The 23,676-nt window shown below is 67.0% G+C and carries 20 protein-coding genes, 1 pseudogene and 1 riboswitch; of the genes and pseudogenes, 4 read left to right on the top strand and 17 right to left on the bottom strand.

Annotation, left to right across the window (positions count from 1 at the left end; translation table 11 throughout):
• The 3 genes and pseudogenes from J7I89_RS20005 to mmsB form a co-directional block, all read right to left on the bottom strand.
• Positions 1-591 (bottom strand): annotated as a pseudogene (locus J7I89_RS20005) (HNH endonuclease); the annotation flags it as partial.
• 184 nt (positions 592-775) lie between these two features.
• On the bottom strand, positions 776-2,260 hold the full coding sequence (locus J7I89_RS20000) for a CoA-acylating methylmalonate-semialdehyde dehydrogenase (RefSeq protein WP_214973807.1): 1,485 nt from the start codon (positions 2,258-2,260) through the stop codon (positions 776-778).
• 101 nt (positions 2,261-2,361) lie between these two features.
• Entirely contained in the window at positions 2,362-3,267 is a 906-nt protein-coding gene (gene mmsB, locus J7I89_RS19995) for a 3-hydroxyisobutyrate dehydrogenase (protein WP_214973805.1), read from the bottom strand.
• Between the two features lie 142 nt (positions 3,268-3,409).
• On the opposite strand from mmsB, the gene J7I89_RS19990 reads away from it, so the two are divergent.
• On the top strand, positions 3,410-4,318 hold the full coding sequence (locus J7I89_RS19990; RefSeq protein WP_374102030.1) for a LysR family transcriptional regulator: 909 nt from the start codon (positions 3,410-3,412) through the stop codon (positions 4,316-4,318).
• A gap of 49 nt (positions 4,319-4,367) precedes the next feature.
• On the opposite strand, the gene J7I89_RS19985 is transcribed toward J7I89_RS19990, so the two are convergent.
• The 3 genes from J7I89_RS19985 to J7I89_RS19975 form a co-directional block, all read right to left on the bottom strand.
• Positions 4,368-5,486, bottom strand: coding sequence for a zinc-dependent alcohol dehydrogenase family protein (locus J7I89_RS19985; protein ID WP_214973798.1), 1,119 nt, complete (start codon positions 5,484-5,486; stop codon positions 4,368-4,370).
• 104 nt (positions 5,487-5,590) lie between these two features.
• Complete coding sequence (locus tag J7I89_RS19980; protein ID WP_214973796.1) at positions 5,591-6,973, bottom strand: MFS transporter; 1,383 nt, start codon at positions 6,971-6,973, stop codon at positions 5,591-5,593.
• A gap of 208 nt (positions 6,974-7,181) precedes the next feature.
• Entirely contained in the window at positions 7,182-8,294 is a 1,113-nt protein-coding gene (locus J7I89_RS19975) for a homoserine O-acetyltransferase (RefSeq protein WP_214973794.1), read from the bottom strand.
• Positions 8,295-8,306: 12 nt separating this feature from the next.
• Positions 8,307-8,422: riboswitch (SAM riboswitch) on the bottom strand.
• A gap of 154 nt (positions 8,423-8,576) precedes the next feature.
• Here J7I89_RS19975 and J7I89_RS19970 point away from each other — a divergent pair.
• Positions 8,577-9,215 carry a VOC family protein gene (locus tag J7I89_RS19970; protein WP_056629455.1) on the top strand — a complete coding sequence of 213 codons (639 nt, stop codon included), beginning with the start codon at positions 8,577-8,579 and terminating at the stop codon, positions 9,213-9,215.
• A gap of 127 nt (positions 9,216-9,342) precedes the next feature.
• On the opposite strand, the gene J7I89_RS19965 is transcribed toward J7I89_RS19970, so the two are convergent.
• On the bottom strand, positions 9,343-10,122 hold the full coding sequence (locus J7I89_RS19965; protein ID WP_214973791.1) for a CPBP family intramembrane glutamic endopeptidase: 780 nt from the start codon (positions 10,120-10,122) through the stop codon (positions 9,343-9,345).
• Positions 10,123-10,211: 89 nt separating this feature from the next.
• Here J7I89_RS19965 and J7I89_RS19960 point away from each other — a divergent pair, with 89 nt between their 5' ends.
• On the top strand, positions 10,212-10,892 hold the full coding sequence (locus J7I89_RS19960; RefSeq protein WP_251045571.1) for a histidine phosphatase family protein: 681 nt from the start codon (positions 10,212-10,214) through the stop codon (positions 10,890-10,892).
• A 26-nt stretch (positions 10,893-10,918) separates the two neighbouring features.
• Here the strand turns inward: J7I89_RS19960 and J7I89_RS19955 are convergent, their stop codons facing one another.
• From J7I89_RS19955 to tdh, 5 genes are all read right to left on the bottom strand, one after another.
• Complete coding sequence (locus tag J7I89_RS19955; protein WP_104137186.1) at positions 10,919-11,728, bottom strand: DeoR/GlpR family DNA-binding transcription regulator; 810 nt, start codon at positions 11,726-11,728, stop codon at positions 10,919-10,921.
• Between the two features lie 113 nt (positions 11,729-11,841).
• Positions 11,842-13,053: an imidazolonepropionase gene (hutI, locus tag J7I89_RS19950; RefSeq protein WP_214973789.1), complete on the bottom strand. Its 1,212-nt coding sequence runs from the start codon at positions 13,051-13,053 to the stop codon at positions 11,842-11,844.
• 11 nt (positions 13,054-13,064) lie between these two features.
• A complete protein-coding gene (locus J7I89_RS19945; protein ID WP_214973787.1) occupies positions 13,065-14,177 on the bottom strand; it encodes an FAD-binding oxidoreductase in 1,113 nt (370 codons plus the stop codon).
• 40 nt (positions 14,178-14,217) lie between these two features.
• On the bottom strand, positions 14,218-15,414 hold the full coding sequence (locus J7I89_RS19940; RefSeq protein WP_214973785.1) for a glycine C-acetyltransferase: 1,197 nt from the start codon (positions 15,412-15,414) through the stop codon (positions 14,218-14,220).
• Between the two features lie 74 nt (positions 15,415-15,488).
• A complete protein-coding gene (tdh, locus tag J7I89_RS19935; RefSeq protein WP_214973783.1) occupies positions 15,489-16,535 on the bottom strand; it encodes an L-threonine 3-dehydrogenase in 1,047 nt (348 codons plus the stop codon).
• Between the two features lie 138 nt (positions 16,536-16,673).
• Here tdh and J7I89_RS19930 point away from each other — a divergent pair, with 138 nt between their 5' ends.
• Positions 16,674-17,582, top strand: a complete 909-nt coding sequence (locus J7I89_RS19930) for a LysR family transcriptional regulator (protein WP_214973781.1) — start codon at positions 16,674-16,676, stop codon at positions 17,580-17,582.
• On the opposite strand, the gene J7I89_RS19925 is transcribed toward J7I89_RS19930, so the two are convergent.
• The 5 genes from J7I89_RS19925 to J7I89_RS19905 all read right to left on the bottom strand — a co-directional run bounded on the left by J7I89_RS19925 (position 17,579) and on the right by J7I89_RS19905 (position 23,598).
• Positions 17,579-18,238 (bottom strand): DUF5666 domain-containing protein, encoded by a 660-nt coding sequence (locus J7I89_RS19925; protein ID WP_214973780.1) that lies wholly within the window; start codon positions 18,236-18,238, stop codon positions 17,579-17,581. The genes J7I89_RS19930 and J7I89_RS19925 overlap by 4 nt on opposite strands.
• Positions 18,239-18,416: 178 nt before the next feature.
• Entirely contained in the window at positions 18,417-19,925 is a 1,509-nt protein-coding gene (gene gatB, locus J7I89_RS19920; RefSeq protein WP_214973778.1) for an Asp-tRNA(Asn)/Glu-tRNA(Gln) amidotransferase subunit GatB, read from the bottom strand.
• Positions 19,925-21,514, bottom strand: coding sequence for an Asp-tRNA(Asn)/Glu-tRNA(Gln) amidotransferase subunit GatA (gatA, locus tag J7I89_RS19915; RefSeq protein WP_214973776.1), 1,590 nt, complete (start codon positions 21,512-21,514; stop codon positions 19,925-19,927). The genes gatB and gatA overlap by 1 nt, the downstream gene beginning before the upstream one ends.
• A 3-nt stretch (positions 21,515-21,517) precedes the next feature.
• Entirely contained in the window at positions 21,518-21,814 is a 297-nt protein-coding gene (gatC, locus tag J7I89_RS19910) for an Asp-tRNA(Asn)/Glu-tRNA(Gln) amidotransferase subunit GatC (RefSeq protein ID WP_056629433.1), read from the bottom strand.
• Between the two features lie 296 nt (positions 21,815-22,110).
• On the bottom strand, positions 22,111-23,598 hold the full coding sequence (locus J7I89_RS19905; protein ID WP_214973774.1) for a CitMHS family transporter: 1,488 nt from the start codon (positions 23,596-23,598) through the stop codon (positions 22,111-22,113).
• Positions 23,599-23,676 lie beyond the last annotated feature (78 nt).

Raw genomic sequence — 23,676 nt, 5'->3', positions numbered from 1 at the left:
CACGGCGTTCCGGGCACGGTTGACGACGGAGCGCGGATCCAGCCGGTAGGCGGCGGCCCGGGCTGCGGCAATGATTGTCCGGTCGCCGGCGCCGGCGAGCGCCCCGGTGTCCGCGGCGAGCTGTTCATCGACGGCGGACCGGTCAGCCGCGGACAGGCAGGCTGTTTCCTTCACCAGCAGCGTGGCGCGCCATTCGTTCAGTTCCCCGGCGTTCAGGGCGGCCAGGGTGCGGGGCATTTCCGTCACGAGGGCCTTCGCCAGGCCCAGCAGCCGGGACCCGCGGGCCGGGGATTCGCGCCGGGCCAGCGCGATCTGCGCCCCCACGCCCTTGCCGCGTTCATCCGCCGGGACCCCGGCCGCGGCCTGGGCGCGGCGCTGGTCGGCGTCGAACGCCACGGCGATCCGGGCCTGCAGCGCGGCCGCGGCGGACTTCAGATCCTCCAGGTCCCGCAACTGATCAATCATCCCGGCACCGCCGCCGTCACCATTACAGGGGCGAATGGCGGCCAGGGACCCGATCAGGTCCCGCACCGTCGTGCCGGCTCCCGCCGCCGCTTCTCGAGCCTGTCCCGGCTCCCCCATGCCTTCCATACCTGAAGTCTGCCAGCGACCACTGACAAAAACGGCGGCCCCGGGAACTATGAACCCGAACCCTGAATGATGAATCCGCGGCAAGAACTGCAACAGCCCGTGGCCCTACCGCTTTTGGCGGCGGGGCCACGGGCTGTCGTACTGCAGGCCAGGTGCTTGGTCGGCCTGAGGCTTAGTCGACCACTTAGTCGACCTGTGGGAACCCGAGGTCGATGACGGACGTGGACGGATCCGGCCAGCGGGTGGTTACGACTTTGCCCCGCGTGTAGAAACGGATGCTGTCCGGCCCGTACATGTGCGTGTCGCCGAACAGGGAGTTCTTCCAACCGCCGAAGGAGAAAGTGCCCACCGGCACCGGGATCGGCACGTTGACGCCCACCATCCCGACCTCAACGTCGAACTCGAACTGCCGCGCGGCGCCGCCGTCGCGGGTGAAGATGGCAACACCGTTGCCGAACTCGTTGTCGTTGACCAGCCGGACGGCGTCGTTGTAGGTGTCAACGCGCACCACGGACAGGACGGGGCCGAAGATTTCGTCGTCATAGACCTTCATGCCGGGCTTGACGTGGTCCACCAGGCTGACGCCGATGAAGAAGCCGTTCGAGTCGAACTGCTGTGACCGGCCGTCGACGACGACGGTGGCGCCTTCGTTTTCGGCGCCGGCCACGTAGGAGGCAACCTTGTCGCGGTGTTCAGCGGTGATCAGCGGCCCCATCTGCGAGGACGGGTCGGTGCCGGGGCCGATCTTCAGTGTCGCCATGCGGCTGCTGATTGCCGACACAAGGTCGTCGGCGATGTTGCCGACGGCGACGAGCACGCTGACCGCCATGCAGCGTTCACCGGCCGATCCGTAGGCGGCGGAGACGGCGGCATCGGCAGCCATGTCCAGATCGGCGTCGGGCAGGACCACCATGTGGTTCTTGGCGCCGCCGAGGGCCTGGACGCGCGTGCCGTGATCCGCTGCCCGCTTGTAGATGGACTGGGCGATCGGCGTGGACCCGACGAAGCTGACAGCCTTCACGTCAGGGTGTTCCAGCAGGACGTCCACAGCCTCCTTGTCGCCCTGGACCACGTTCAGCACGCCCGCCGGCAATCCCGCCTCGGCGAAGACCTCGGCGATGAACACCGCCGAGGACGGGTCCTTCTCGCTCGGCTTCAGCAGCACAGTGTTGCCGCAGGCCAGCGCGCTGCCGATCATCCAGAGCGGCACCATGGCCGGGAAGTTGAACGGCGTAATGCACGCCACCACGCCCACGGGCTGCCGGACGGAGTGCACGTCGACGCCACTGGAAACCTGTTCCGACCGCTCGCCCTTGAGCATGTGGGAAAGGCCGGTGGCGAACTCGATGTTCTCGAGGCCGCGGGAGATTTCTCCTTCGGCGTCGGAGAGGACCTTGCCGTGCTCGCTGGTGAGGATGGCCGCGAGCTCGGATTTGCGCTGCGTCAGGATTTCACGGACGCGGAAGAAGATGTTTGTGCGCTTGGCAAGGCTCGTTGCCCGCCAGGCCGGCAGGGCCGCGCGGGCCGCTGAGATGGCCTCCTCGACCCTGGCGGCTGAGGCGAGCGCAACCTGCTTCTCCTGCTCGCCTGTGGCGGGGTTGAAGACGGGGCCGAAACGGTCGGCGTCGCTGACGCGGCTGCCGTTGATGAAGTGCGGGATGGTTTCCATGGATGTCTCTTTCTTGCGGGTCCGGCAACAGGCTGTTCCGGACGCGGGCGGGCGGCGTTGACCGCGTGGTGAATGGGAGCGGGAGGAAGGGGTGCGGGCGGCTACTGCTTGGCGGTGTCCAGCGAGCCGTCGACGAGCTTGATGATCATGGAGCAGTCCTTGCCCGACTCACCGGCGTCGATGAGCTGCTGGAACAGCTGCTGGACGTGCTTGCCGATTTCCAGGGGCGTTCCGGTGTCCTCCGCGGCGCTGATGGCCAGGCCGATGTCCTTGTTGGCCAGTTCGGTGGTGAACGTCGGAGCAAAATCGTTGTTCGAGGCGGCGGTGGAAACCACGCCCGGAACGGGGTACCAGGTGCGCAGCGCCCAGCTGTCGCCCGAGGAGACTGACGCGATGTCCCAGAAGACCTGCTTGTCCAGGCCGAGGCGGTCGGCCAGCACCGCTCCCTCCGCCGTGGACGCCAGGTTGATGAAGAGCATCAGGTTGTTGCAGATCTTGGCGGCCTGCCCGGTGGTTGCCCCGCCGGTGGGGATGATGTTGGCGGCCATGGGTTCGATGTAGCCGGTGGCGTCGGCCACGGCCTCCGCCTCGCCGCCCACCATGAAGGTCAGCGTCCCGGCCTTGGCACCGCTCATGCCGCCCGAGACGGGGGCGTCGACGAAGCGGAAGCCGGCGGCAGCGGCGGCGTCGTGCAGTTCCTGCGCGGATGCGATGTCGATCGTGGAGGAGTCCACCAGCAGCGTGCGGGTGTTGGCCTGGGCGAGGACGCCGTCCTCGCCCAGGTAAACAGCCTTGGCGTGTTCGCCCTTGGGCAGCATGGTGAACACGACGTCGGCGCCGTCCACGGCGTCCGCAACGCTCGCCACCGGCTTCACGCCGCCGGCTTCGGCGGCTGCGACGGCCGCCGGGTTGAGGTCAAAGCCCCGCACGTCGTGTCCGGCCTTCGCCAGGTTTGCCGACATGGAACCACCCATGTTCCCCAGACCGATCCAACCGATTACTGCCATGGCGCAAGCTCCTTTGCTTTGGTGTCCGGCCGCTGGGAGCCGAAGGTTCTGTGTCAACCATCACACCCTGCTACAGTGCAATCAAGGGGAAAAAACACAGACGGTATGTGCATTGATGCACATACGAGCGAAAGGCACACGAGTGGACCTGCGGCGGCTTCCGAGCCCGGACGACCTGCTGATCCTGCTGACCGTGGCCCGCCTGGGCCGGTTCAACGCGGTGGCGGAGACGCTGGGCACCACCCACACCACCATCTCCCGCAGGATTCTCGCCCTCGACAAGCAGCTCGGCGGCAGGACCCTCGAACGCAGCCCGCACGGCTGGGAGCTGACCCAGCTCGGGGCGTCGGCCGTGACAGCCGCCGAAACCATCGAGGAGACCCTGGGATCGCTGTCCGGCCTCATCAGGCAGGATCAGCATGTCCTCTCCGGCCTGGTGCGGATCAGCACGTCGGATGGCTTCGGGTCCGAATTCGTTACGCCCGCCCTGGTCCGCCTCCAGCGGCAGCACCCTCTGCTGAATGTGGAGATGCTCAGCGCCACGCGGAAGGTCAGCCAGAACCGGTCCGGCGTGGACCTCGAAATCGTGGTGGGCAGGACCGACGTCAGCAACGCCCAGACCATCTTCCTGAGCAACTATTACCTCCGGCTTTACGCCAGCCCGGCGTACGCCGATGAGTTCGGGCTCCCGGAAACGCTCGACGGCGTGGGGCAGCACTGCTTTGTGTCCTACGTCGAATCGGCCCTGCAGGTGGCCGAGCTGGGCCACCGGTGGTCCGCGCAGCTCCCGATGCCGAAATCCAGCTTCCAGGCCACCAGCGTATTCGCGCAGGTGGAGGCGGTGCGCCGGGGTGCCGGAATCGGCCTGCTGCCGAACTTCATGGTGGCGGGCAACCCGGAATTCGTTCCCGTCCTCCCCGATGACTTCCAGCGCCAGCTGCCCATCTGGGCGGTGGCCCGCCCCGAGTCGCTGCGGTCGGCCCCGGTGCAGGCCGTGATCGCATGGCTCAAGGAGGAAGTGCACTCGCGCCAGGAGCTGCTGGCCGGCTGAAACTGCCTGCCTAGCTGAACAGCATGACAGGAACGACGGCGGGACGGCGTCACGCCCGGAACAGCCGCCGGACCACTTCCCCGGAGGCAAGCGCGTCCAGCCCCTCGTTGATTTCGGCCAGCGGCCTGGTGTCGGTGTGCAGGAGCTCGACCGGCAGCCGGCCGTCGCGCCAGTAGCCCAGATAGAGCGGAATGTCGCGCCCGGGAACGGCGTCGCCCATGTAGGAGCCCAGCAGCCGCTTGCCCGCGCCCGCGAACTGCAGCGCCGGGACGGTCAGCTCGGCGGACAGGTGCGGCAGGCCCACCGAGACCACAGCACCGCCCCTCGTCACCCGCTCCAGGCACGATGCGATCACACCGGCCGAACCCACGGCTTCGATGGCCACGTCCACGCCGTCGCCGGTGGCCTCCGCTATCAGCCTGGCAGCATCATCCGGGGTGCCCACCGCCGTCGCGCCGCAGTCGAGGGCCAGCTGGTGCTTGCCGGTGTTGGGGTCGATGGCGATCACGGCCGAAGCCCCGGCGAGCGACGCCGCCATGACGGCGGAGAGCCCCACGGCCCCCAGCCCGAAGACGGCAACCGACTGGCTGGCGTCGACCGCTGCAGTATTGAGGACGGCCCCCATGCCGGTGAGCACCGCGCAGCCGAACATCGCCGCCACGGTGTCCGGGACGTCATCGTCAATGGCCACCACGGACTCGCGCGCCACGACGGCGTAGTCGGCAAACGCCGAGACGCCCAGGTGGTGGTTGATCCGCTCGCCGGACGGCGTCCGCAGCAGCGCCTCACCGTGCAGCAGGTCCCCGGAACCGTTGACTTCCGCGGCCCGGTGGCAGAGCGCGGGGCGGCCGGCCTTGCAGGCCCGGCAGTCACCGCAGCTTGGCACGAAGACCAGCACCACGTGATCCCCGACGGAAATGTCCGCAACGCCCTCCCCTACGGCCGCGACGCGGCCCACGGCCTCATGCCCCAGCGCCATGGGGAGGGGCCGGACCCGGGAGCCGTCCACCACGGAGAGGTCCGAGTGGCACAGGCTGGAGTATGTGATGTCGATGCCCAGCTCACCGGCGCGGGGCTCCGGCCGGTCCAGGTCCTGCACCACCAGCGGCTGCGCTTCGGCGTAGCTGGTTCCGGGCGGGACGGTGGAATAGAGGACTGCTGCTCGCATGGGGAATCCTGCCTTTGCGTTAATTGCTGACACACAGCTGCCCGGGCCCGCGTCGGCCGCGGGTCCGGGCAGCTGCCTGGCTGATGTTTGCTGCTTCCGGCCGCTTACTTCTTGCCGGCCGCCAGGAGATCGGCGGTGCCCTGGGCGTCGGCGGCGTCAACGTCGTGGAGCGAGATGCCGCGGGTTTCCTTGAGGAAGTACACCGAGACAGCGGTCACGATGCAGGCCGCCAGCAGGTACAGGGCCACCGGAACGGAGGACTTGAAGCTGCCCAGCAGCGCCGTGGCGATGATCGGCGCCAGCGAACCGGCAACAATGGACGTCACCTGGTAGCCGAGGGAAACGCCGGAGTAGCGCATCCGGGTGGGGAACATTTCCGCCATGATCGACGGCTGCCCCGCGTACATCAGGGCGTGGAACAGCAGTCCGATGGTGATCGCGGCGAGGATGACCATGTCGTTCTTGGTGTCCATCATCGGGAAGGCGAAGAAGCCCCAGGTTCCGCCGAGGATGGCGCCTGCCATGTAGACCGGCTTGCGGCCGAAGGAGTCGGAGAGCTTGCCGACCATCGGCACGGCGCAGAAGTGGATGAAGTGCGCCACCAGCAGGAGCAGCAGGATCCGGGATGTGTCGGTCTGGACCACAACCTTCAGGTAGGTGATGGAGAAGGTCACCACGAGGTAGTAGAGGATGTTCTCCGCAAAGCGCAGGCCCATGGCGGTGAAGACGCCGCGGGGGTACCGGCGGAAGACTTCGCCGACGCCGTAGCCCTTCTTTTCGACCGTGACTTCCTTGCGTGCCTCGAGGAAGATCGGGGCATCCTGGACCTTGGTGCGGATGTAGTAGCCGACGATGACGATCACGGCCGACAGCCAGAAGGCGACGCGCCAGCCCCAGCCGAGGAAGTCGGCCTGCGACAGCGTGGACGACAGGGTGAACAGCACACCGGTGGCGAGCAGGTTACCCATCGGGACGGCGGACTGTGGCCAGCTGGACCAGAATCCGCGCGACTTGCTGGGGCTGTGTTCGGCCACGAGCAGGACGGCGCCGCCCCATTCACCGCCGACGGCGAAGCCCTGCACGAAGCGCAGGAAGACCAGCAGGGCCGGTGCCCAGTAGCCGATCTGCGCGAAGGTGGGCAGGCAGCCCATCAGGAAGGTGGAGACACCCACCAGGATGATGCTCAGCTGCAGGAGCTGCTTGCGGCCGAACTTGTCACCGAAGTGGCCAAAGACGATGCCGCCGATCGGGCGCGCCACGAAGCCGACGGCGTAGGTGACGAACGCGGCAATGATGCCGTCCAGCTCCGTGCCGGAATTGGGGAAGAACATCTTGCCAAACACCAGGGTGGCTGCCGAGGCATAGAGGAAGAACTCGTACCACTCAACCACGGTGCCGGCCATGGAGGCCGTGACGACTTTTTTCAGGCCAGATGCCTTGACATCGGTTTCCTCTACGCGCCTTGCGGCGGAGTTATCCGTACTCATTAGTGAACTCCTTCGGGGTCTTCTTCGACGCCCATGGGACCAGGACAGTGGCGGACGTGTGTGATGTGCACCACGAATCGCCGGTTCCAACGAGTATGGTCTGCCATTGCTGCAACCTCAACGCCAAATAGTGCAGAACGCATCTGCATAAATGCACATTCCGAAGGCGTGGGCGGTGCCGTATGCAGCGGCGGCTGGGCCAGGAAGGCTAGGCCAGGAAGTGGTCCCGGAGCTGGGTGTTGAGCTGCCCGATCTCGGTGAGGAAGCCGTCATGGCCGATGGGCGCCTCGATCACATGCACGTCGACGTCGCCGGGCAACGCCTCGGCGAGCTCGCGGGTCTGTGCCGGGAAGTACAGCCGGTCCGTGTCGACGGCGGCAACGAAGAAATCAGCCGACGTCCTGGAAAGCGTTTCTTTCAGGGTCCCCCGCCCGCGGCAGATGTCGTGGCTCATCAGTGCTTCCGTGATGGCGATGTAGCTGTTGGCGTCAAAACGCCGCACGAGCTTGTTCCCCTGGTGGTCCAGGTAGCTTTCCACCTGGTACCGGCCGCGGACCCCGAGGGATTCCACCTCGAACGGCGCTTCGGAGGCCTGGGCGTTCCGGCCGAACCTGAAATCGAGTTCGTAGGCGGAACGGTAGGTGATGTGTGCAATCCGCCGGGCCAGCGCCAGGCCCTCCTCGGGCAGCGGGCCGCCGTAGTAGTCCCCGCCGTTGAAGTTGGGGTCCTGCCTGATGGCGAGCGTCTGCGCCTGGGCGAAGGCGATCTGTTCGGCGGTGCTGCTGGCGCCGACCGAGATGACGCCGCAGCGGCGCACGCGCTCCGGGTAGGTGACGGCCCACTCGAGCGCCCGGGCCCCGCCCATGGAGCCGCCCAGCACCGCGTACCAGCTGCTGATGCCCAGCTGGTCAGCGAGGCGTGCTTCGGCAGCGGTGGTGTCCCGCAGTGTCACGAGCGGGAAGCGTGACCCCCACGGCCTGCCGTCGGGCGCCGCCGACGACGGTCCCGTGGATCCGTAACAGCCCCCGACAATATTGATGGAGACCACGAAGAACCGGTCCGTGTCAGCCGGGGCCCCCGGTCCGGCCAGCTGCTCCCACCAGCCTTCTTCATTGCCGCTGCCCCGTGTGACGTGGGTGCTCCCCGTGAGGGCATGCTGGACCAGGATGGCATTGGAGCCGTCCTCATTGAGGGTCCCCCAGGTTTCATAGGCAAGGGTCACGTCCGGAAGGAACCCGCCGGCCTCGAGCTCAAGGCCGCCGATCTTGACGTACTGGACAGTTCCGTCCGGGACTTCGGTACGGGTGACGGAGATCGTCATAGGTAAACCTCTTCTACGCGCTTGCCCGCCGACAACTGACCGGCAGGCCAGGTCTTCACCCGGGGCACCCCGCCGCGGAAGGAGGGTTGCCGGCCAGCAAGCCGGGGCTGTCGCTGGCACTCATGACCTGCGCCAAGTTTACGAAACACGGCGCCGGATGCGCGAAGATTGTGACGGTTGTGTGACTCGAGGTATGACCAGCCTCGTACGGATTCGGGACATCCCATGACGGTTAGGGTGGCCTTAGCTGAGAGCCCCGTCACAAAATGCCAAGATGATGGCATGCGCATGGATCACGTCTCTTACGCCTGTGAACACGATGGCCTGGCTGCCACCACCGAACGTATTTCCTCTGCCCTCGGCGTCGAAGCCGTAAAGGGCGGGGTGCACCCCCGGTTTGGAACCCGGAACATGATTATCCCGCTCGCGGGGCACAAGTATTTGGAAGTTGTGGAAGTGCTGGACCACCCGGCGTCGGACAAGGCCCCGTTCGGGCAGGCTGTCCGCGCCCGGTCCGCGGCCGGCGGAGGCTGGATGGGCTGGTGCGTCGAAGTGGACGACCTCGCCCCGTTCGAGGAACGCCTGGGCCGGGCCGCCGTCAACGGCAACCGCAAGTTCCCGGACGGCCGCGAGCTGGTGTGGAAGCAGATCGGCATCCTCGGACTCATCGCCGATCCGCAGGTTCCGTACATGCTGAAGTGGGAGGGCGATCCTTCCCTTCACCCGTCCAATGCCTATGACAGCAACGTCAAGATGTCCAGCCTGACCATCGCGGGATCCGCCGAACGGGTCACCGAATGGCTCGGCGAGCCTGTCGAAAAGCCCCTGGAGGATGTCGCCGTCAATTGGGTGGCTCCGCACGGAACCCCGGGCATCCTGTCCGTCACATTCGAAACTGCAGCGGGCGCCGTCACCATCTGACGCCCGTCACATCCGGCAGCAAGCCGGCCTGGCAGCGAAGCCGGGTCCGGCAGCTCGCTGCCACCAAGCTTCGGCCGCCATCAGCGGGTGCCAACGACGTCACCCACCGATGGCGGCCGAATTCTTTTTATCCCAGGCCCACGGCCTTGCCGAAGAGGCTGAATCCGACGAACGCCACGATGTCCAGCAGCGCGTGGGCGATGACGAGCGGCATCACCCGGCGGGTTTTGGTGTAGATCCAGGCAAACACCACGCCCATGACGGCGTTTCCGATGAACGGCCCGAACCCCTGGTACAGGTGGTAGCTGCCGCGGAGCATGGAGCTCGCGAAGATGGCCAGCGGCGTGGACCAGCCGAACTTGCCGAAGCGGTCAAGAAGGTAGCCCACCACAATCACTTCCTCCACGATGGCGTGGCGCATGGCTGAGAGGATCAATACGGGGACGGTCCACCAGTAGGCGTCCAGGGCGCTGGGGATGATCGCCGTCGTGATGCCCAGTGCCCGGCCCGCGGCGTAGAGTCCCAGCGAGGGAACGCCGATCATGGCGGCCAGGCCGAGGCCCTGCAGCAGGTCCCTTCCCGGGCGGGCAAAGTTGAAGCCCAGCTTCCGGAAGGCCGAGCCGGTGTCGTACCCCGCGCCGGCCTTCGTCAGGCGCTGTTCGCTCATGAAGTAGATGACCAGCAGGACCGGCACGAGGGCAAAGATGATGTCCAGCAACTGGTACGTCAGGTCGAAATATTCGCGCGTACTTTGCGAACGGTTCAGGGTGGACGTGCCCTGGGCAAGCGGCGCACGCGTCATCTTGTCCAGCAACTGGACCACCGAATACACGGCGGACTGCCCCAGCGACAGCCCCAGGACTATCCAGACTTCGATCCGCAGGCGACGGCGGGAAGGAACCAACATGTTCCTATCTTGCCTGCAGTTGCTGGCTCTTTCCTGTTTGCCCGCGGCCCGTGCCCTGCGCCGGGAGACTGGCCCTATGCTGGGAGACTATGAGTGCGCCCGGGAAAATCATCATGATCCGGCACGGCCAGTCCGCCGCCAACGCCGACACCTCCATTTACAACAGGGTGCCCGACTACCGGATTCCGCTGACGGACCTGGGCTTCGAACAGGCCAAAGCGGCAGGCGAGCGGATCCGGCGCGAACTGGACGGCCGCCAGGTGTCCGTCTACGTCTCGCCGTACCTGCGTGCGTACCAGACCCTTGAGGCGCTGAACCTGGGCTCCCTCACGGAGCGCGTTATCGAAGAGCCCCGCCTCCGCGAGCAGGACTGGGCCAACTTCCAGATCTCCGGCGAAATTGAAGACCAGAAGGAGCTGCGCAACGCCTACGGACACTTCTTCTACCGTTTCCGGGAGGGCGAATCCGGCTCGGACGTCTATGACCGAATTTCGTCGTTCATGGAGACCCTCTACCGCCACTGGTCCAAGCCGAACTACTCCCCCAACACGCTCCTGGTCACCCACGGCCTGACCATGCGCCTGTTCTGCATGCGATGGTTCCACTGGTCCGTGGAGTACTTCGAGTCGCTGAACAACCCGGAGAACGCGGAGGTCCGCATGCTGGTCCGCACCGAGCTCGGCAAGTACGAATTGGACAAGCCCTTCACCCAATGGGTGGAGCGCCGCGTGGACGAGACGGTGCTCGACGCCCCGCCCGTGGTCTTCTAGCGCCGGCTGTTAGCGCCGGCCCGCCGTCAGAGCGCCCGGGTCCTGGGCGTCTCCGGCGCCACGATCACTTCGGTGCCCCTGGCCTCGAAGGCCGCCTTGTCCGCCGCGGAAATGCCGGAGTCAGTGATCAGCCGGGTGAACTCATAGCCGTCCATGGTGGCGAAGGCCCGGCGGCCCACCTTGGAGGAATCCGCGATGACGTAGGACTCGCTGGCGCGGCTGGCCAGCAGCGCGTTGACGGAGGCCTCGCCTTCGCCGGTGTTGGTGGGGCCCACCTCGGCATCGATGCCGTTGACGCCGATAAACGCGATGTCCAGCACCACCTTCTGCATGATGATGTCCGTGTACGGCCCCACCAGCTCGTAGGACCGCGGGTTGAGGATGCCGCCGGTCACCATGACCTTGATGTTGGGCCGCACGGCCAGCTGCGAGGCGATGTTGATAGCGTTGGTGACCACCGTCAGCGTCGGCTGGTTGGACGGCGAGTTAAGGTCCTCCCGGGTGGCCAGGATCTGGGCCAGCGCGGTGCTGGTGGTGCCCCCGCAGAGTCCTATCACCATGCCGGGAGCGATAAGGGCCGAGGCCGCCAGGGCAATCTGCTGCTTGGCTGCGGCGTGGTCGTCCCGGTTGTACCGGCCGGGGAGATCGTAGGCGAGGGCGCCCGTGGTGGCCCCGCCGCGGGTCCGGCTCAGCAGCCTCCGCTTCGCAAGGCTGTCGAGGTCGCGCCGTGCCGTGGCCGGCGAGACGCCCAGCCGCGTGACGATTTCGTCCACCTCCACCTGCCCGGTTTTGGCAAGGAGATCCAGGATCGCCGTCAGTCGGTCGGTGCGGGTCATGCTAGCCTCTCAGGGAACCAAGCGTCACCGGAAAGTGACGTTTCTTGATTCTAACAGATGCCAAATGATCATCTTCCGTCATCTGTTCAGCGGCCTTTAGTTCAGACGGGCTGCTACCGCACCCGCACACCGGCACGCCATACGGCATGCGTCAGCGGCATCCCCGGGCGGTAGGCCAGGTGCGTGGCCGAGGGCGCATTCAGCAGGTGCAGGTCCGCGCGGTGCCCGACGGCGATCGACCCCACCGCGCGTTCGCCGTCGACGTCGTTCCCGGACTCACGCCCGAGCGCCAGGGCGCCGCCGTACGTCGCCGCGCGGACGGCCTCGTGGACGCTCAGGTGCATCTGCAGCACGGCGGTGGTGACGCAGTACGCCATGGAGCTGGTGTAGGACGTTCCGGGGTTGCAGTTGGAGGCGAGCGCAACGGGCACGCCGGCATCCAGGAGTTGGCGCGCCGGAGCCAGCGGCTGGCGGGTGGAGAGATCGCATGCGGGGAGACAGGTGGCCACCGTTCCCCGCCGGCCCGTCCCCGCGGCGGGATCCCAAGCGGACCAGCTGGCGGCCAGCGCGTCGACGTCCTGCCCGGCCAGGTAGTTCACGTGGTCCACGCTCGCGGCGCCGAACTCCACCGCGAGCTGCACGCCGGATCCGTGGCCCAGCTGGTTTCCGTGGACGCGCAGGCCCAGCCCGGCATCGCGGCACGCCTGCAGCACCCGGCGGGACTGCTCCTCGGAAAAGGCGCCGCGCTCACAGAACACGTCGGCCCACTTCACATAGGGGCGCACGGCATCCAGCATCGGGCCGCACACGAGGGCGGTGTAGTCGTCGGCGTCCATTCCCGCAGGCACCAGGTGCGCGCCCAGGTAGGTGACTTCATCGGCAACGCCGGCGGCGATCCGCGCGCTCCTCGCCTCCTGCTCCACATCCAGGCCGTACCCCGTCTTGGTCTCCACGTACGTGGTGCCCTGCGAAACCGCCTCCGTCACGCGGCCCATCGCGAGCCGGGTGAGGTCGTAGTCCCCGGTGCTCCGGGTGGCGCCGGTGGTGACGGCAATGCCGCCGGCGCTGTAGTCCTCCCCCGCCATCCGGGCTTCAAACTCCGCAGTCCGGTCACCGGCAAAAATCAGGTGAGTGTGCGAATCAACCCAGCCGGGCAGCAGTGCCCGGCCGCCGGCGTCCACCGACTCGTCCGCTGCGGGGGCATCGGACGCCGCGCCGATCCATGCGATCCGCTCGCCGTCGACCACCACCGCGGCGTCCCGTAAGACCCGGTGCTTCTGGTCCTGTGTCATGAGCTCGCCGAGGTTGGTGATGAGGGTAGTCATGAACCCATTCTTCAGCGTCGGATGGACCAGCGCGTGGCGGCAAGCGCATCCGCCGTCCGGGATACCGGACTGGTACCCTCCGCAGGAGGATTTTGGGGCCCGGCGAGGATTTGGGCGGCAGCGAGCTCGGCGATCCCCGATGACGTCTGGAAACCGTAACCGCCCTGGCCGGCGAGCCAGAAGAATCCGGGGGCCTCGGCGTCAAACCCTACAACGGGGACTCCGTCGTGCGCTTCGGTGCGCAGGCCTGTCCAGGCCGAGCGTACCGCGCCGATGCCGAGCGACGTCACGGTGTTGAGCCTCGCGATCAGACGCTCCACGTCGCCGGGGAACGGGCGCGCATCTTCCGCTCCGCTGGCGACGTGTTCCGACGGAGAAATCAGGACGTCGGCCCCGTCCCCGCGGAAGTAGAAGGAGTCATCAGCGGCAGCCACCATGGGGCATGCGTCAGGAAGGGAATGTTCGACGGCGACAATCGCCGCCGTCCGCCGGTACGGCTGCAGCCCGAGCTTCTCGACGCCGCTGATGACTGCCAGTTCATCCGCCCAGGCGCCGGCGGCGTTCACTACGACGCCGGCCTGGAAAGCTTCCTGTCCCGCGCCCACCTGCCAGCCCGTCCCGAGCCGCTGCGCCGAATGGACCCGGGCGCCGGTGATGATGTCCACGCCGGCGGCCTCGGCTCGCACCCGGTGGTCTTCTAGCAGGACGGGCGCGTTGCAGCCGAAGGAACCCGTGTCCAGGCCGGCAGCGGAGAAGGATCCCGGTTCCAGGACGGGGCACAGCGCGAGGGCCTCCGCGTGGCTGATGGTCCGCATGTGGCCGCTGGCTTCCGCCCGGACGGTTTCCTCGTCGCCGATCAGCATGAAGCTCCGCGGGGTCAGCACGGGTTCAGGCAGCTCGGCATCCCTCGCCGCCATCAGCTCAAGCGTGCGGACGGTGAGCTCCTGGACCACCGGCGGGCCGTAGCTGGGGATGAGCTGCCGGGCTGAGCGTCCGGACGTGTGGTACGCCAGCTGCTGTTCCGCCTCGACGAGCGCCACGCTGCACCGGCCGGCCAGCGCGGACGCCAGGGACAGGCCCGCGATCCCCCCGCCGACAATCACCACGTCATAAGTTGCTGCCATGGCTCCATCCTTGCAGATGTACTGTGGCTGCGAGCAACGGCTAGCCGGCCACCGCGTTCCGGCTCTTGACGAACGCCTGGACGCACGTTTCGACGTCGTCGGCGCTGTGCGCTGCGGACAGCTGCACGCGGATGCGGGCGGCGCCCCGCGGCACCACCGGGAAGCTGAAGGCCGTGACGAAGACTCCATGCTGGAGCATCTGGTCGGCGATCTTGGCGGCCAGCACGGCGTCACCGAACATCACCGGAACGATCGCGTGTTCGCCGTCGAGCAGTTCGAACCCTTCCTCGGTCATCCGGCGGCGGAACAGTTCCGCATTCTCGAACAGCCGCGTCCGCAGCTCTCCGGACGTCTCCACGAGGTCCAGCGCTTTGATGGTTGCCGCCACGATGGCCGGGGCGAGGGAGTTGGAGAAGAGGTAGGGGCGGGCCTTCTGCCGGAGCATGGCCACCACCTCGTTGCGGCCCGAAACGTAGCCGCCTGAAGCCCCGCCGAGGGCCTTGCCGAACGTTCCTGTGAAGATGTCCACGCGGTGGGACACGCCGGCGTGTTCCGGCGTTCCAGCGCCGGTGGCGCCCATGAAGCCCACGGCGTGGGAGTCATCCACCATCACCAGGGCGTCATGCTTTTCGGCGAGGTCGCAGATGGCCTCCAGCGGCGCGAGGTAGCCGTCCATGGAGAAGACGCCGTCCGTGACGATGATCTTGCGCCGGGCATCCTTTGCCTCGAGGAGTTTCGCCTCGAGGTCGGCCATGTCCTGGTTGGCGTAGCGGAACCGCTGGGCCTTGCAGAGCCGGATGCCGTCGATGATGGAGGCGTGGTTGAGAGCATCGGAGATCACGGCGTCCTCCGGGCCGAACAGGGACTCGAACACCCCGCCGTTAGCATCGAAGCAGCTGGAGAACAGGATGGTGTCCTCCGTGCCGAGGAACTTCGACACGCGGGCTTCGAGCTCGAGGTGCAGGTCCTGCGTGCCGCAGATGAACCGGACGCTGGCCATGCCGAAGCCGCGTTCATCCATGGCGGACTTGGCCGCGGCGATGATGTCCGGGTGGTCGGCGAGGCCCAGGTAGTTGTTGGCGCAGAAGTTCAGGACGGCTTGGCCGGACTGCCCGATCTGGCCGGCGGTGATGTGGCTGGCCTGGGGTGAGTCGATGTGGCGCTCGGTCTTGTAGAGGCCGGCGGCGCGGATCTCGTCCAGTTCGCTGCGCAGCTGGTCCTTGATGGCTGAATACATGGGGTGCTCCTCGGCTAGGAAAGTCTTGGGTGCTTGGTGCTTGGGGTCAGGCGGGGCTTGAATGTTTGGGCTGTTTAGATTTCAGCCCAGTCGAGCACAACCTTGCCGCCGACGCCCGCGCGGGCGATTTCGAAGCCCTTTTCCCACTGTGCGGCCGGCAGCACGTCCGTCACCACGGCTGAGATGCTGGCGTGCAGGCCCGGGTTGGAGGACAGCATGGCGCTCATGGCATACCAGGTCTCGAACATTTCGCGGCCGTAGATGCCCTTCAGGGTCAGCATATGCGTGACCACCTTGCCCCAGTCGATCTCGATGGACTGGCTGGGAAGGCCCAGCATGGCGATGCGGCCGCCGTGGTTCATGTTGTCGATCATTTCCGGCAGCGCCGTGGGGTGGCCGGACATCTCCAGGCCGATGTCGAAGCCTTCGCGCATGCCCAGTTCCCGCTGCGCTTCCCGGACCCGCGTCTTGGAGACGTCGATCGCAAGGTCCACGCCGAGCTGGCGGGCGAGCTCCAGCCGGGGGGCCGAGACGTCGGTGATGGCGATCTTGCGTGCGCCGGCGTGGCGGACCACGGCAATGGCCATGAGCCCGATCGGCCCGGCCCCGGTGATCAGCACGTCCTCGCCCACCAGCGGAAAGCTCAGCGCGGTGTGCACGGCGTTGCCGAACGGATCGAAGATGGCGCCGAGCTCCGGGGTGACGGAGGGATCCTGGTGGACCCAAACGTTGGTTTCCGGGATGACCACGTATTCGGCGAACGCCCCGTCCCGCTGCACGCCAACGCTCACGGTGTGGATGCACATCTGGCGGCGGCCCGCGCGGCAGTTGCGGCAGATGCCGCACACGATGTGGCCCTCGCCGGAGACCCGGTCCCCGACCTTGACGTCCCGCACGTCGGCGCCGGTCTCAACAACCTCGCCGTAGAACTCGTGGCCGGCGATCAGCGGTGCCTGGATGATGCCCTGCGCCCAGGCGTCCCACGACTGGATGTGCAGGTCCGTGCCGCAGATGCCCGTGGTCATCACGCGGATCTTGACGTCATCGGGGCCCGCCTCGGGCTCCGGACGGTCAACCAGCTCGAACCCGGCATGCGCGCCGGCCTTGTAGAGCGCCTTCATTGGCTTCCTAACTTTTTGGCATGAGCGGCAGCGTCATGCGGGGGAATCTCCCTTCATTAGAGCCACTCCAACGCATTAGCACAAGGGGAATTTTCTCCATCGACGATTTAGCAATTGCTAAGGCATAGGATGGTGGCCATGGAAATCCACCAGCTCGAGATGCTGCGCGAACTCGGCGCGCTCGGAAGCGTCAAGGCCGTGGCCGACACCCTGCTCGTCACACCGTCGGCCGTGTCACAGCAGCTGGCCCAGCTGCAAAAAAGCGTCGAGGTTCCGCTGACGCGCAAGGAGGGCCGGAACCTGGTCCTCACGGAGGCCGGCCAGGTGCTCGCGGACGCCGGCGCCGCCGTCGTCAGCGCCATGGCCGATGCCCGCATGGCGATCGGCGCCTATCACGGCTCAACCGTGGCGCCCGTGACCGTGAGCGGGTTCCACAGTGCCGGGCAGGCGCTCTTCGCGCCGCTGGCGCGGCTTCTGGATGGGCCGGACAAGCCGAAGGTGTTGCTCTCCGACGAGGACGTGGCGCAGCAGGACTTCCCCGCGCTGACGGCGCGCTATGACCTGGTGATTGCGCACCGGATGGACCACAGCCCGCGCTGGCCGGAGGAACGGGTGGCGGTGATCCCGCTCGCTCATGAGCCCCTGGACGTGGCACTTCCTGCCGGGCACCGGCTGGCAGCCCAGGCAACGCTGGAAGCGGCCGACGTCGTCGGCGAACCGTGGGTGACCAGCCGCGCCGGCTACTCCCCCGCCGATGTGCTGTCCGCCGTCGCCGCCGTCTCCAGCCGCGAACTGAACATTGTCCACCGGATCAACGACTATTCCACGGTGGCCGCCCTCGTGGCGGCGGGAGGCGTGATCGGGCTGCTGCCCCGGCACACGGCGCGGCCCGTGCTGAACCCGGACATTGTGCTGCGCCCGCTGAAGGGCATCAGCACGCGCCGCCGGATCGACATCCTGGCGCGCCCGGAAAACCTCAAACGTGCGTCTGTCCGGGTGGTCTGCGAGGCGCTGCAGGACATCATGGCCCGCCTCGCCCACGACTAACCCTGGCCTTGGCCCTGCCCCTGTCCGAGACCCTTGCCCCGGCCTGGGCCTTTGCCCGGACCGTTGCCCTGGCTGGGTCCTTTTCCGAGTCCTTTTCCGTTGGCACCGGCGCCTTCAACGATCTGCATCGCCGTGACCGCGGAGCCGTCCCGGACGCCCCTGATGCGCACGGTGTCCCCCTGCTTGAGGTCCGCCGCAGTGGCCGCGGAGGGCTTAAGCCGCCTGCCGGCGTCGTCCTTTGGAGCGGGACTGTCCTTTGGTGCGGTGCTGTCGGCTGAGGGCTTGCCCACCTTCCTGATCCGCGTCTCGGCGTTGATGACGTACTCCTGGCTGAAGCCGTCCTCGCTCTTGACCGTGATGGATTTGTCGCTGACCGACTCCACGGTGCCGATTTGGGTCACCCGCTTTTCAAAGCTGCCGTCAGCGTTCTTCACCACGCTTTCGCTGTGAAGTTCACGCGCTTTGCCCTGGGCTTTGTCGGGCTTGTCTGACGCCGACGGCGACGGCGACACCGCGGCCACCTGCGGGCCCGCGTCCCCGGCCTGTGTGGGTTCGCTGGCTGCCCACGCGACAGCCACGCCTGTTCCGCTGAGCACGAAGACGATGGCGACCGCCAGCGCGATGCTGCGTCGTTTGGTCGGGTCCTTGACCGGCATGGCATTTCCTTCCGCCGCACCGGCGGGACTCCGGCGCCCTGAGCCCGCAGTTTATGGCCCGGACCCTATGGAGAGCATGGAACGGCGCCCTGCCGGTTAACCCATTTGGGTCGCAGCTCGCGCCGTTCTGAGCGCTCAGAACGGCGTTAACTGCGACCCAGTTGGGAGGCGGAGAGCGTCAGGCGTTGACGCCCAGCTTCTCCAGGATCAGCTCCTTGACGCGGCCGGCGTCGGCCTGGCCGCGGGTGGCCTTCATGACGCCGCCGACGATGGCGCCGATGGCCTGGAGCTTGCCGGCGCGGATCTTGTCCGCGACGTCGGGCTGCGCGGCCAGCGCTGCGTCGATGGCTTCCAGGAGGGGGCCGTCGTCGGACACCACGGCGAGGCCGCGCTTCTCGACGATCTCGGCCGGGGTGCCTTCGCCGGCGAGCACGCCGTCCAGCACCTCGGAGGCCATCTTGTTGTTGATCTTGCCGTCTTCCACCATCTTGTTGAGCTCAACGATGGTGGCCGGTTCGACGCCCAGCTGGCCGGGATCGACGTCGGCGTTCTTGGCGCGGCCGACGATCTCGCCCATCCACCATTTGCGGGCCACGGAGGCAGTGGCACCGGCGGCAATGGTCTCCTCGATCTCGTCCATGACGCCGGCGTTGACCACGTCGCGGAATTCAAGGTCCGAGTAGCCCCAGTCGGCCTGGAGCCGCTTCCGGCGGGCGGCCGGCGGTTCGGGCAGCGTGGCGCGCAGCTCCTCCACCCATTCGCGGGAGGCGACCACGGGAACGAGGTCGGGCTCCGGGAAGTAGCGGTAGTCGTCGGCGTCGGACTTTGCCCGGCCCGACGTCGTCGTGCGCGTGTCCTCGTGCCAGTGGCGCGTTTCCTGGATGACCGGCTCGCCGGAGTCCAGGACGGCGGCGTGCCGCTGGATCTCGTAACGGACGGCATGCTCGACGGCGCGCAGCGAGTTGACGTTCTTCGTCTCGGAGCGGATGCCGAAGCGTTCGCGGCCGTGCGGGCGCAGCGAGACGTTGGCGTCGCAGCGGACGTTGCCGCGTTCCATCTTGGCGTCGGACACGCCGAGGTTCTTGACGATTTCACGGACTGCGGCGACGTACGCCTTCGCGAGTTCGGGAGCCCGGGAACCCGCACCCTCGATCGGCTTGGTGACGATCTCCACGAGCGGGACGCCGGCGCGGTTGTAGTCCACCAGGGAGTAGTCGGCGCCCTGGATGCGGCCGGCCGAACCACCGAGGTGGGTCAGCTTGCCGGCGTCCTCTTCCATGTGCGCGCGTTCGATCTCGACGCGGAACACGGTGCCGTCGGAGAGCTCGATGTCCAGGTAGCCGTCATAGGCGATCGGTTCGTCGTACTGGGACGTCTGGAAGTTCTTCGGGGTGTCCGGGTAGAAGTAGTTCTTCCGGGCGAAGCGGCACGACTCGGCGATCTTGCAGTTCAGCGCGAGGCCGATCTTGATGGAGGATTCCACGGCCGTCTTGTTCAGCACCGGCAGGACACCGGGCATGCCGAGGTCCACCTCGTTGACGTTGGTGTTCGGCTCGTCGCCGAAAACGTTCGGCGCGGAGGAGAACATCTTGGTCTGGGTGTTCAGCTCAACGTGGACCTCGAACCCCAGGACGGGATCGTACTTCTCCATGGCTTCTTCGAAGCTCAGGGTTGCGTCAGTGCTCATTATTTTGCCTCCTGGGCGTCGACAAGGGTCTCGACAGGCTCAACCACCGGTGAGGCGGCCAATTCCGGGGCACGGTCCAGGAGCGGTCCGCCCCACTTCGCCTCGAGCAGCGATTCCAGGACAGCGCCCACCCGGTACAGGCGGGCGTCCTCGCGGGCCGGCGCCAGGAGCTGGATGCCCACGGGCAGTCCGTCCTCGTCGGCCAGGCCGCCCGGCAGGGACAGGCCCGGAACGCCGGCCATGTTGGCCGGGATGGTGGCGACGTCGTTGAGGTACATGGCCAGGGGGTCGTTCAGCTTCTCGCCGAGCTTGAAGGCCGTGGTGGGTGCCGTCGGGGAAATGAGAACGTCGGCCTTCGCGAACGCGGCCTCGAAGTCACGCTGGATCAGCGTGCGGACCTTCTGCGCGGAGCCGTAGTAGGCGTCGTAATAGCCTGCGGACAGCGCATAGGTGCCGAGGATGATGCGGCGCTTGACTTCGTCGCCGAAGCCGGCGGCGCGGGTGGCTCCCATGACACGCTCGATGGTCAGCGGCGGCTCCTCGGGGAGTACGCGCAGGCCGTACCGGACGCCGTCGAACTTGGCCAGGTTGGAGGAGGCCTCGGACGGCATGATCAGGTAGTAGGCGCCCAGGGCGTACTGGAAGTTGGGGCAGGACACCTCAACGATTTCCGCGCCTGCCTGCTTGAGCAGCTCGAGGGCCTCGTTGAAGCGGTTCTCCACACCGGCTTGGTAGCCCTCGCCGTGGAGTTCCTTGACGATGCCGATCTTCATGCCGTCCACGTTGCCCAGCCGTGCAGCGGCCACGAGGTCGCCGAGCGGGTCCGGCAGGGAGGTGGAATCGAACGGATCGTGGCCGCCGATCACCTGGTGCAGGAGTGCCGAGTCCAGGACGGTGCGGGACACCGGCCCGATCTGGTCGAGGGAGGAGGCCATGGCAATGGCACCGTAGCGGGACACGCTGCCGTAGGTGGGCTTGACGCCCACGGTGCCGGTGACGGCGCCCGGCTGGCGGATGGATCCGCCGGTGTCCGTGCCAAGGGCCAGCGGCGCCTCGAAGGCAGCGACGGCGGCAGCCGATCCGCCGCCAGAGCCGCCGGGGATGCGGTCCAGGTCCCACGGGTTGCGGGTGGGGCCGTAGGCGGAGTGCTCCGTGGAGGAGCCCATGGCGAATTCGTCCAGGTTGGTCTTGCCCAGGATGGGCATCTTCGCGGCGCGCAGCCTCTGCACCACAGTGGCGTCGTACGGGCTGTGCCAGCCTTCGAGGATCTTCGACCCGGCGGTGGTGGGCTGGCCGACCGTGACGATGAGGTCCTTGACGGCGATCGGAACGCCGGCGAGCTCGTGCAGCTCCGCGGCGGCAGCTCCACCGGCGGCGCGGATGGCGTCCACCTCGGCGGCGACGGCGAGCGCTTCTTCTGCATTGACGTGCAGGAACGCGTGCACGCCACGGTCCCCGCCGTCCACGGCGGCGATGCGGTCCAGGTGGGCCTGCACAACCTCGACGGAGGTGATTTCGCGGGCGGCGAGCTTCTCGGCCAGCTGGGCTGCAGAGAGGCGGATGAGCTGGTTGCTGTTGGTGTCAGTCATGTTCTACGCCTCATCCAGGATGGCCGGGACCTTGAATCGGTTCTCATCGGAATCCGGAGCGCCGGACAGTGCCTGCTCGGCGGTGAAGGTGTGGCCCACCACGTCTTCGCGGAACACGTTGCTCAGCGGAATCGGGTGCGAGGTGGCCGGAACGTCGTCGCCGGCGGCTTCACTTACCGATTTCACCGCATCCACGATGACGGCAAGTTCGCCCGCCATCCTGTCCAGCTCTTCAGCACTCATCTCAATGTGAGCGAGACGCGCGAGATGCGCGACGTCGTCACGGTTGATCGCAGCCATGGATCTCCCCTGCAAGTTCGGATTGTTTTCCGAACCAGTCTACGTGGGTTGGTGTTGTCTCTCCGCACTGTCTTGGCCTTCCGGTGCCTCGCCTTCCGGCGCCAGGCCGGACGATCCTCCGCGTGCTCGCTCGTTCCTCGCTTAGACGCACGCTTCCGGATGCCCGTCCCGTCGCCGATGTGCCCCGCTCACCTCCGGCGCTCGGTGACTCCACCGCCAGACACAAGAGAGCAGAGTGCGGAAAATTTTCCGCACTCTGCTCTCTCTTGCTATTTCCTGTGGTGCTCCTTGGCTAGTTACCCGATGCCGATGGCTCCGGTCAGCATTCCTACGCCGAGCATTACGAGGGAGATCACGGCGGTCCGCCACAGCACCTTCTTGTGGTGGTCGCCGAGGTCAACCTTGGCGAGGGAAACCAGGAGCAGGATGGCCGGAACCAGCGGGCTCTGCAGGTGGAAGGGCTGGCCCGTGATGGAGGCCCGGGCCATTTCCGCTGCGCTCACGCCGTAGTGCGCTGCGGTCTCGCTCAGGACGGGCAGCACTCCGAAGTAGAAGGCGTCGTTGCTCATGAAGAACGTCATGGGGATGCTGAGGATGCCGGTGATGACAGCCATGAACGGGCCCATGTCCGAGGGGATGATGGCCACGAGCCAGGCAGACATGGCCTCGACCATGCCGGTGCCCTTGAGCACGCCGGTCAGGACGGCGGCGGCCATGACCATGCTGACCACGGCAACGATGGACGGGGCGTTGGCCACGAGCTGGGCGCCCTGGTCCTTGACCTTGGGGAAGTTCACCAGCAGGGCGATGGCGGAGCCCACCATGAAGACGAACGGCAGCGGCACGAGGTCGGCCACCAGCATGACCATCACGGCGACCGTGAGGCCCAGGTTGAACCACTGCAGCTTGGGCCGGAGGGTCTTGCGGTTGGGGTCCAGGGCGGTGTCCGTAAGACCGGTGTCGCTGTCGTCCGCGAGCGTCTCGGTGCGCTCCAGGACTGCCACGGAGGAGCCGCCGACGGCAGGGCCTCCCGTTGCCGGAACAGGTGCGGTGCCGGTGCCGGAACCGCCGGTGCCCGAACCACTGCGGGAGGTGCGGCTGCCCCCGTCGGAAGCTCCGCCGTCGAACGCTTCAGCAGTATCCGGTACGCTCCAGATCTCCGGCGACGTGGCGCGGAGGCGGTTGCGTTCCTGCAGGCCGAGCAGCCAGGCGAAGGCGAAGACGACAACCAGGCCGGCGATGAGCGAGGGGATCATGGGAACGAAGACGTCGTTGACGTCGAGCTTGAGCGCGGTGGCGGCGCGGGCGGTGGGCCCGCCCCACGGCAGGATGTTCATGGTGCCGTTGGCCAGGCCGGCAACGCAGGTGAGGACCACGGGGCTCATCTTCAGCCGGAGGTAGATGGGCAGCATGGCGGCCGTGGTGAGAATGAAGGTGGTGGAGCCGTCGCCGTCGAGGGACACGGCGGCCGCCAGGATCGCGGTGCCGAGGACCACCTTGGCGGGATCATTGCCGAGCTTGCGCAGAATGAACCGCACCAGCGGGTCGAAGAGCCCGACGTCGATCATCAGGCCGAAATAGATGATGGCGAACATCAGCAGGGCTGCGGTGGAGGTCATGGACTTCATCGAGTCCATGACCATGTCCCCGATGCCCAGTCCCGCCCCGGCGAACAGCCCGAAGACGGTGGGGACGATGATCAGCGCCAGCACTGGCGTCAACTTCTTCGTCATGATCAGCACCATGAATACCGCGATCATGGCGAATCCAAGTAATACCAGCACGGCCGGCTCCTTTGTCAGTCAATGGCACCACTCCGGTGTGATGCGCACTACAGACGTTAGAGTGGCGCGGGTCACGGC

This window comes from Arthrobacter sp. ISL-5 (genome assembly GCF_018613835.1).
Taxonomy (GTDB): Bacteria; Actinomycetota; Actinomycetes; order Actinomycetales; family Micrococcaceae; genus Arthrobacter.
The sequence above is the reverse complement of the archived record's forward strand: the minus strand, read 5'-3'. Positions and strand labels throughout refer to the sequence as shown.